Source organism: Thalassolituus sp. UBA2009 (genome assembly GCF_002335285.1).
In the GTDB taxonomy this organism is placed as follows: domain Bacteria; phylum Pseudomonadota; class Gammaproteobacteria; order Pseudomonadales; family Oceanobacteraceae; genus Venatoribacter; species Venatoribacter alkanivorans.
Genome location: NZ_DDCJ01000113.1, coordinates 1 through 2,579, shown reverse-complemented (window position 1 = coordinate 2,579; position 2,579 = coordinate 1). Strand labels below are relative to the sequence as shown.

Genomic DNA, 2,579 nt, shown 5'->3' with positions numbered 1-2,579 from the left:
CCAATACGCGGCCCAAAACCCAGCACCAATGAAGTATCCAGGGTATGAATACGTTGCTGACGGAAGGCCGGCGTCATCGCCAGTTGTGTATTTAATGCCGCACTCTGCGCCTGCGATGTATCCGCCGCGGCTTCTGTGTTGGCAATAAGTACAACCTCTGGTCCGGCCTGCAATACCGCTTCAGCGCTGACGGGTTTATAGCCGTTGTAAACCATAACGTTGCGCGCATTTAACAGTGCCAGCATGGCATCGGCCTGGGTTTTACTGCCTGCCGCCATTAACCCGCGATTACCGGCACCGAGAATAAATAACGCAGCAGGCGCTGCTGCATCTGCAGGAATACTCGCCAGTGCTGCATCGGCCTGCTGTTTAATACTGCCCGCCAGTGCGCGTCCTGCGTCCGGTTTATTCAGTGCGTCAGCCACAGCCTGTATTTTATTCAGCACACCGTCGACGGAGTAATGATTACGGACACGTACAATCTTCACACCCGCCTGCTGCAGTTGTTCAAACACGCTGTCAGGTCCGGCATCGGTGCTGGCTAATACCAGTGTTGGCGACAGCGCAAGAATGCCTTCCGCCGATAACTGCCGCATATATCCCACGTCCGGCAGTTCTGTTGCTGCCGGTGGGTAACGACTGGTGGTATCAACCGCAACCAAAGCATCCTGCGCATTCAGCGCGTAAATAATTTCCGTCAGCGAGCCATCAATACTGACCACCCGCTCGGCAGAAAACACAGCGGAACTAAACAAGACAAACGAGAACAGTCCTGCTGAAAATACCGCTATCCTGCGGAGTTGAATAAAATAACGCATAATTATTCTCCGCTGGCCACGGACTGCACAGCATCTGCATCAACAGCAGAATTAACAGCCAGTGCATGCTTTGCCAGCAATTTATTTAACAACCCGCGCCAGCCTTCAAGCTCCGGTTTACCGGGCTTGCGTTCACCGAATAACAGGGCAACCTGTTTGCCTTCGGCATCAAACATTTCCAGGGCACTGACAACGCCATCGGTTGTGGGTTTACGCACCAGCCAGACCTGTTCCAGCAATTGGGTATTGGCGTGCAGATTAAAATCAGGATCAAGGACGTTAAACCATGGGCCGGTACGCAGCAGGGTTTTAACCGGGCCGGTATGAATCTGCACCATGCCTTCACTGCCGACAAACACCATAATCGGCAGCTCACTGGCTGCGGCCTGCAGCAGCGCATCTTCAAAGGCCTGCTTATCCAGCTGCTGGGCATAATCGGCACCGATAGCACGGTATGCCGGGATGCGTTCCAGCTGATGTTTTTTCAGCATCGCCTGAAAATGATGTACATCTTTCAGTTCACTCCAGTCCTTACGCAGCTGCTGTACATTAAGCTGTGCCGGCGCCTGCAATAATGCGTTATCCTTTTCTGCCTGATCATCTTCCGGCAGGTTTCTTTCCAATACGATAAATGCGCTTTGCTCTGCCGCACGATAACGCTCAACCAGAGCACGGAAGGCCTGCATATCCGTATGAGTGTTGGCATAAATTTTATGCACAGCCTCACCCTGAGCATTAAAGAACTGCAGGCTTTCACGCATACTGTTACCCGCACCCTCCTGTACCGCAAAGCCATAAACAAAACGGCTGAAGAAAATACGCAGGTCAATCACGCCCAGCGCCAGCCCCATATTGCCGTGAATACTCAGGTCTTTATATTGGCCGGTTTTTTCGTGCACCATAGCGTCATTACGGGTCAGCGCCATAACAGAGCCAAGGCTTTCTACTTCGGTGAACAGTTTTTTAAAATCGCTGTTGAGACGGGTAACGCCATTACCTACCCTGGTCGCCAGCAATTCCGCTTCGCTGACTCCCAGCTGCTCTGCGGCATTGCGGATACGCAGTTTTTCATTTTCATCACGCAGTGCCTGCCAGCGCCGGGCAAGGTCAGAAAAAAACTGAACAATATCTGCGGCTGTGCTGCTGGCCGATACCGAATTAATAGTTGCTGTTGTCATAATATGTCTCCGGCAGAGTTACTGGATGATTTTCTTAAAGCGGATTTCCGGGCTGCCAGAGCCGCCCAGGCTGTAGTAGTTACTGATCTGTACAGCGAACTTTTCGCTGCTCTCAGTATTGCTGTCAGCATCGACGATATAAGTACGGAAATTTGGCCAGAGTTTATGAGCGCCACTCAGGTTGTAAGCGTACCAGCTGGACTCGCTGAAAATACTGCTGGCAGAATCGGCACTGTAATGAGCGGCAATACTGGTGCTGTCGACCATGGTGGCACTGGTGTAGGCCGCCAGTTCAGCAGCGGCGATTGCACCAAAGGCGGCGCCATTACCGTCGCCATAAACACCACCGTTACTCCATAAATTAATTGCCCGTGCGGCAAGGTTTATTTCATAACGCAGATCCCAGTCGGCACCTCCGCAATCTGCTGCAGCCTGAGCATCAAAATCCAGACAGAGTTCGGTGGCTCCGTCTGCAACAGCGGCGGTCAGTGTTTTTTCACCACCGGCAAACTGTGTGGTATCTGTTGCCTGAGTTTCATAACGCACAGTGATTTCACCATAGCTCACCGCATCAAGGACGAAC

2 protein-coding genes and 1 pseudogene are annotated in these 2,579 nt (G+C 52.2%); all 3 read right to left on the bottom strand.

The features are described from left to right. Nucleotides 1–818 (bottom strand): heme/hemin ABC transporter substrate-binding protein (locus B3P58_RS14330; protein WP_286718510.1); only part of this gene is annotated, 818 nt, incomplete at its 3' end. A 2-nt stretch (nt 819–820) separates the two neighbouring features. After that, on the bottom strand, nt 821–1,996 hold the full coding sequence (locus tag B3P58_RS14325; RefSeq protein WP_286718508.1) for a hemin-degrading factor: 1,176 nt from the start codon (nt 1,994–1,996) through the stop codon (nt 821–823). Nucleotides 1,997–2,014: 18 nt separating this feature from the next. After that, nucleotides 2,015–2,579, bottom strand: a pseudogene (locus B3P58_RS14320) (hypothetical protein); the annotation flags it as partial.

What these genes read in the sequence shown, in the direction of transcription:
- B3P58_RS14325 (WP_286718508.1), bottom strand. Translation starts at nt 1,996, where the DNA reads ATGACAACAGCAACTATTAATTCGGTATCGGCCAGCAGCACAGCCGCA.